The organism is Salinimicrobium sp. WS361 (genome assembly GCF_050750585.1).
GTDB lineage: Bacteria > Bacteroidota > Bacteroidia > Flavobacteriales > Flavobacteriaceae > Salinimicrobium.
This window is the reverse complement of record NZ_JBOJLM010000034.1, coordinates 1-6,130: the sequence shown is the minus strand read 5'-3', so window position 1 is coordinate 6,130 and position 6,130 is coordinate 1. Positions and strand designations below refer to the sequence as shown.

Sequence of the window (6,130 nt, the reverse complement as noted above, 5' to 3'; positions counted from 1 at the left end):
CATCACAAGTTCCCGTAGGGACCATATATGGGTAAAAAAACAAAATCATGGACAAACTGCTGTGCCGTAGGTACAGAAGATGGATCAAACAAATATTTTTTGATACTCCCCAGCCAGATCTTCGGTATTGGTGATGTCTTTCTATTCCGTACCTAAAGGCACGGATATTCTGCATTGATTTCTCTACCAATAGGTTGTCCCTAGCGGGACAAGGCATTTACTATCTCCTAAAGACATCACTTTATCTTCAGCAGCAAATTTGGATCTGGACAATTATTAAGGAAGAAGTCCAGCTCCTTTTTGTTGGTTACACCGGAATAGTCCCCTGCTTTTCCCTGCACATCAAGAATGATCTGAAAATGAAGATGAGCGGCGTAATTGCCATTTTCAGAAGCGTCGCCTAAAGCAGCGATTTGCTCTCCCTGCCTCACTGCCAGGCCCACTGCTAATCCTTCTAAAGATTTCTTTTGAAGATGGCCATAAAGGGTGTAAAAGTGCTTTCCTTCAGCCTCATGTTCAAGAATGATCGTAGGGCCGTAATCCCCAAAGTTGTCGTTATTCCGGAAGCTGTGGATCTTCCCATCGAGCACTGCCAGGACTGCAGTACCCGCCGGAGCCCAAATATCTACTCCAATATGCCTGTTCCTTATTAATTCCTCATCTTCAGCCGAAGAGAACAATTCACTGCGCCTGTAAAGTCCGCGGTGTTCGTTATAGCCGCCCCAGGTTACTTTTCCACCTTTCTTCCGAAGAAATGCATTTATATAATTCTGGAAAGCTTCAGGGGCATCTAATTGCTCCTGTGTCAATTCAGCATTATTAACTGAAAGATCGACGTGCTGATAATCTTCCAAAGAAAAACCGGCATCAATTACAGGTGTAAATCCTGTTGTGAGGCCGGTTAGAAAATGAGCATCTGGCATGATGTTTTTTGCCAAAAATAAATTACTTCAGCACAACATCACTAAATTTTGCAAAGATATTTATCGCTGCTCCCGCATTCTGGCTTCCATTGTAGCCCTTCAGTTTTTGATTATCGTAGGAGTTACTTGAAGTCAGGTTGAGTCCTTTAGGGTATTTCACTGCGCTATTGGTTCCATTGTATGTAAAGTTAAAAGCACTTTCGGGCAGGTCGAGGATAAGGTCTGAATTTTCCAAAGTAACATCCAGACTTTTAAACTTAGGAGACACTTTATCTATCTTAAGCTCTCCAAAAGTCCCTGAGAGAATTCCTGTCTCCCCTAATTCTTTGAGGTAAACACTACTGGAATTGGAATCGAGCTTCAGGCTCTCGGCTTTTTCAATTTTAAGGTCCTGCACATAAGCGGCATTGAGAACGCCATACTTCCAGCTCTTGATCATCACAGGAGTATACGCAACCCTAAAATTGGTATTTTTCCCTGCTATTTCTGCAGCATTGAACTTTGAATGTGAAACCTCTCCTCTTAGATTGTTTGTGGTGCCGGCAAGCTTCACCTCCCCGTGGCGCACCTTTAGTTTAAGCTGACCAGACCTCGGGATTTTCACCTTCAGCACTTTTTTAGCCATGTTATGGTCTTTAAGCACAATAACGTTTGCCCCTGATTTAGGATTTTGATTGCGAGCTTCCTTTTCAATATTGGCAGCCCAGGCTTCCATTTCCTTTCCAAAACTTTCGCCCCACTTTTCCATATCTTTTTCGAAGGTCTTTCCCCAGGCTTCCATCTCCTTCTCAAAGTCTTCGCCCCAGGCCTCCATTCTCATTTCATGCTTTTTCCAGAGCACAGAATCCTTTTCAAACTTTTGGGCCCATTCTTCCATGGCTTTTTCAAAGTCTTTCCCAAAATTCTTTTCCATCTGTTTCTCGAACTTCTCCATATATTTCTCGCCATCTTTCTGGTACTGTTCGTAGTCAAAATTGATATTCCCCACACTCGCATAAAATTCTGGCGGCAGTGGCGGGTTTGTCGCGAGGCTCTCGAGCATTGGTCCCATCATTTCGGTGAGGGGCGCTATCATTTCGGGTAATTTTGCAAGTGGTGCCTGAAGGGCAGCCATATTAAAATCTCCCGGGCCGCCTGGCGTAGCTTCTGAATGTATCCTTACTTCTGAAGCCGATCCATCTACATCAAGCCTCCAGCTTTGCAGCATTTTGTTTTGGCCCTCACTGCCACCTTCGAGCAAGGCCGAAACCTGCACTTCGTTCCTGTCCCAGTACTCCACGTCAATATGCGTATGGCGGGCATTAATGTTTACGATTACATCCTTATTCGTCTTAAACGTTTTATTTAATTTACTCGTTTGCGCCAGGCCAGCGGTTGCACAAAGCAGCGCAATAATTGCTGTTTTAAGCTTTGTAGTTTTCATTTCCCTGTATTTTTGAATGATTGATATCTTTAATTTTATTCTTCAGTTTGTACAATAGCTCCAGCCTAAGCTGCAGGTTGGAGATCAAAGCCTCAACACTGCTCTCGGTAAGGCCGGTTTCACTAATTTCGGCATTCAACTTTTTGTATTCCTGGTCAAGACCTGCCAATTGTGTCATAAAAGAATCTACTAATGCCTTATTTGATTCATTCACATCCAGTTTCGCAAGCTCTATATTCAAGCTAGCCAGGTAAAAATTCTCGATCTTCCTGAATTCGGGAGACTCGTCGCTAAGCTGATATTGTTTAGCCTCCTCAGTTTTCTCATCCTTTTCCTGTTCAACCTCTACCGGAACATCGGTGATTTCACTACCGTTAAAAGTCTCATTGCTGTTAAGGAAGAAAAATCCGACTCCAAGCGCCACCACCAAAACGGCAGCTATTTTGAGGAAGAAGAAACTCCTGTTAGAAGATTTTTCCTGTTTATTCTCCGGAAACTGGGCTTCCAGCCTCTGTTCAAATCTACTACGATGTCCTTTTGGGGGTTGAGAAGGCAACGACTTGTCTTCCTGCAACATCTTTCTAATATCCTGTGCCATATCTTTTCTCTTTTAATTCGTCCTGTAATTTTTTCTTTCCGCGGTGAACAAGGGTTCTGGAAGCAACCTGCGAAATGTCGAGTATTTCTGCGATTTCCTGATGGTCATAACCTTCCAGTAGATACAACATCAACGGGTATCTGTATTTTTCGGGCAATTGTTGCATCGTCTCTTTCACCTCTTCAATCCCTACCCCATCATCAACATTCCAGTTCTCTTCCTCTTCAACCGTTCCCAACACCTGTTCATTGATCGCAACCATCTCCAGCTTTCGGGCTTTTAATTTATCGAGACATTTATTTATCACGATCCGTTTAAGCCAGGCCCCAAACGATACCTCGCCTGTAAATTGTGCCAGTTTTTGAAAAGCTTTTATAAAAGCTTCCTGCATGGCATCTTCAGCCTCAAACGGATCATTTACGAACCTCAGGGCCACATAGTACATGCCGTCGCAATACTTATTGTAGAGCTTGAGCTGGGCTCTGCGGTCATTTTGTTTGCAAGCCTCTATTAATTGATGTTGTATCAAAATAACTTCAGTTTGGTTGGGTTTCACTTTAAAGACGACAGGAAACAAGTCGCGTTGCAAAATTTATCACTAAATGTAGATTTTTTTCTGAATACCTGCGGAAGAGTGGCGGGTTGCGAGTTGCGGGTTGTGAGTTCCGAGTTGCGGGTTGCGGGTTGCGCGTTTCGGGTTGCAGGTTGCAGGTTGCGGGTTTCGGGTTTCGGGTTTAGCCCGGTTGCAAGTTTCTTTTTGTTATTTAGAAGGAGCTTTTTTAAGACTGCGAAATTTCTTCTGAAATGGGAAAATTATCGATTGGAAAAGGGTCAGGAAGAGGTGCTGAAAATGGCATTTTGGAAGGCAATACTGCGGAAATGTTGCAGGTTGCAAGTTGCGGGTTTACCCTGTTGCATGTTGCAGGTTACATGTTTTGTCCTGCTACAGGTTTTTGTTGTCATTTCGAAGGAGCTTTTTTGCGACTGAGAAATCTCTTCTGAAATGGGAAAATTATCGATTGGAAAAAGGTCAGGAAGAGGTGCCAAAAATGGCATTTTTAGAAGGTAATACTGCGGAAGAGTTGCAGGTTGCAAGTTGCGGGTTTACCCTGTTGCATGTTGCAGGTTACATGTTTTGTCCTGCTACAGGTTTTTGTTGTCATTTCGAAGGAGCTTTTTTGCGACTGAGAAATCTCTTCTGGAATGGAAAAAATTGTGGGTTACCTAAAGGTTTGAATGAGGTCTCAAAAATGGTATTTTAAGTGAGTAATAATGCGGAAGGTTGCAGGTTCGGGTTGCCTGTTTTCCTGTTGCATGTTGCAGGTTACATGTTCTGTCCTGCTACAGGTTTCTGTTGTTATTTCGAAGGAGCTTTTTTGCGACTGAGAAATCTCTTATGGAATGGAAAATTGTCAGTTATAAAAGTTCAGAAAGAGGTGCTGAAAATGGCATTTTTGGAAGGTAATACTTCGGAAGTGTTGCGGGTTGAGGGTTTTTCAGTTGCGGGTTACGGCCCCAGGCCAACAACTAAAATCAACTTAAAAATCATAGTCTAATTTCATTTTGTAACTCTAATTTCCGATCGTCCTTCTAATTACGTAACTCTAATTTCGCGTCGTATTTCTAACTTCTACTAAGCAACTTCAGGATCTCCTGCTCTACTTCAGCTGTATTCCACTTTTCTTCTATGCCAGGTAATTTCATCACTTTATCCATTATAGCAGCTTGTTTATCGCCCAACTCAAGGGCTTCAGCATAAGGGGCTTCAGAAAAAGTTACACGGGAATAAACCGGGAGCCAGGATTCAGGATGTTTTTCAGCAAAATGTTTTTCGATCTTCTTCCGCAGAAGAAATTTTTGATCAGCTGTTTTGCTACTCATTTCAAGAAAATTACGGTGACTCAACTCGGCAATAGCATCGGCATTTGGCTTTCTAAGGGCCTGATAATTTGCGAAGATCTGCTCCCAGTCATCTCCAAATTCAGTTTCAAGCCGACTTAATTCTGAAATATCTTCAAAACCTGCATTCATGCCCTGCCCGTAAAAAGGCACTACGGCATGGGCCGCATCTCCAACCAAAGCGATCTTGTCATAATAAGTCCACGGAAAACACTTCACAGTCACCAGCGCACTGGTAGGATTCTTGAAGAAATCGCTGGTAAGATTGTAAATTTCATCTTTGATATCGGGAAAGAATTCACTGAAGAATTTTTCGGCTTTAGCTTCAGAAGAAATGGTCTCAAAAGAATGCTCGCCCTCAAAAGGAAGAAAAAGGGTGCAGGTAAAACTGCCATCAAGATTTGGCATGGCAATTAACATGAACCTGCCTCTTGGCCAAATATGAAAGGAATTTTTGTCGAGTTTATGAGAACCATCGGCATTGGCCGCGATTCGAAGCTCCTTGTAGCCCACATCTACAAAATGCTGGGAATAATTGAACCTGCTTTGGCGCTGCATTTTGTGCCGTACCCGTGAGAAAGCACCATCGGCCCCAAAAATAAGATCGAAATTATACTCCTGCCAGTTACCTTTTTCAGATTCACCGGTATACAGCTTTGCTTCGGCAAGATCTACATCCCACACTTTTTCTTCAAACCTGAACTCGGCTCCTGCTGCTTCGGCAAGATCTATCATCTTTCGGTTTAACACTCCGCGGGAAATAGAATAGATCGCCTCTCCTTCCTGCCCGTACTTCTGAAAATAAACCGGACTGTTATTTACGTGCATTGCCCGCTGATAAAGGGGAATTGCCAGTTCTCTCACTTTTTCTTCAATACCTGCCTCACGCAGGGCTTTCCACCCGCGATTGGACATGGCTAGGTTTATGGAGCGGCCAGAGAATTCAACTGTCCGCACATCGGGCCGTCTGTCAAAAACAGTAATATTATGTCCTTTTTTTCTAAGGTGTAAGGCAAGCAAAGACCCTACGAGTCCTGTACCTACAATGGCAATGTTCTTTGAGTGCTGCATGTTACCGGCGAAAATACTACTTTTTGAATTATTGAGAGTTGCGTTGAGCGCATTCGCCTGCACATCTTCTGGCTTTTCAAGACTACAATTACAATGGCGGGTTAAGATCTACCTGTTGATGATATACTATTATATGTACCAATGTTTTGATATGAACGCTGGAAGAGCGGTGGAATAAAGGGATACAGATGGCAGATTATGAGATTGATATTATTA

The 6,130-nt window shown here is 43.0% G+C and carries 8 protein-coding genes; 3 read left to right on the top strand and 5 right to left on the bottom strand.

What is annotated here, in order from left to right:
* Positions 1–236: 236 nt before the first annotated feature.
* From ACQ93I_RS16965 to ACQ93I_RS16950, 4 genes are read right to left on the bottom strand one after another with little or no spacing between them, the layout of a single operon-like run.
* Positions 237–938, bottom strand: coding sequence for a peptidoglycan DD-metalloendopeptidase family protein (locus ACQ93I_RS16965; RefSeq protein ID WP_431699559.1), 702 nt, complete (start codon positions 936–938; stop codon positions 237–239).
* A gap of 7 nt (positions 939–945) precedes the next feature.
* Positions 946–2,346 (bottom strand): hypothetical protein, encoded by a 1,401-nt coding sequence (locus ACQ93I_RS16960; RefSeq protein WP_431699558.1) that lies wholly within the window; start codon positions 2,344–2,346, stop codon positions 946–948.
* Positions 2,327–2,944: a hypothetical protein gene (locus ACQ93I_RS16955; protein ID WP_431699557.1), complete on the bottom strand. Its 618-nt coding sequence runs from the start codon at positions 2,942–2,944 to the stop codon at positions 2,327–2,329. Before ACQ93I_RS16955 ends, ACQ93I_RS16960 begins: the two co-directional genes overlap by 20 nt.
* The gene (locus tag ACQ93I_RS16950) at positions 2,928–3,473 is read right to left on the bottom strand and encodes an RNA polymerase sigma factor (RefSeq protein WP_345597926.1); all 546 of its coding nucleotides are present in this window, start codon (positions 3,471–3,473) and stop codon (positions 2,928–2,930) included. Before ACQ93I_RS16950 ends, ACQ93I_RS16955 begins: the two co-directional genes overlap by 17 nt.
* Before the next feature lie 275 nt (positions 3,474–3,748).
* Here ACQ93I_RS16950 and ACQ93I_RS16945 point away from each other — a divergent pair, with 275 nt between their 5' ends.
* Genes ACQ93I_RS16945 through ACQ93I_RS16935 form a run of 3 tightly spaced genes read left to right on the top strand, consistent with a single transcriptional unit; the run spans position 3,749 to position 4,500 of the window.
* A complete protein-coding gene (locus tag ACQ93I_RS16945; protein ID WP_431699556.1) occupies positions 3,749–3,946 on the top strand; it encodes a hypothetical protein in 198 nt (65 codons plus the stop codon).
* Between the two features lie 17 nt (positions 3,947–3,963).
* Positions 3,964–4,206, top strand: coding sequence for a hypothetical protein (locus ACQ93I_RS16940; protein ID WP_431699555.1), 243 nt, complete (start codon positions 3,964–3,966; stop codon positions 4,204–4,206).
* Entirely contained in the window at positions 4,207–4,500 is a 294-nt protein-coding gene (locus tag ACQ93I_RS16935) for a hypothetical protein (protein WP_431699554.1), read from the top strand. It begins immediately after the preceding gene.
* A 67-nt stretch (positions 4,501–4,567) separates the two neighbouring features.
* Here the strand turns inward: ACQ93I_RS16935 and ACQ93I_RS16930 are convergent, their stop codons facing one another.
* Positions 4,568–5,914 (bottom strand): FAD-dependent oxidoreductase, encoded by a 1,347-nt coding sequence (locus ACQ93I_RS16930; RefSeq protein ID WP_431699560.1) that lies wholly within the window; start codon positions 5,912–5,914, stop codon positions 4,568–4,570.
* Positions 5,915–6,130 lie beyond the last annotated feature (216 nt).

Bases quoted from the DNA above. Each gene is read 5' to 3' on its own strand.
- ACQ93I_RS16960 (WP_431699558.1), bottom strand. From the start codon at position 2,346: ATGAAAACTACAAAGCTTAAAACAGCAATTATTGCGCTGCTTTGTGCA.
- ACQ93I_RS16955 (WP_431699557.1), bottom strand. From the start codon at position 2,944: ATGGCACAGGATATTAGAAAGATGTTGCAGGAAGACAAGTCGTTGCCT.
- ACQ93I_RS16945 (WP_431699556.1), top strand. From the start codon at position 3,749: ATGGGAAAATTATCGATTGGAAAAGGGTCAGGAAGAGGTGCTGAAAAT.
- ACQ93I_RS16930 (WP_431699560.1), bottom strand. From the start codon at position 5,914: ATGCAGCACTCAAAGAACATTGCCATTGTAGGTACAGGACTCGTAGGG.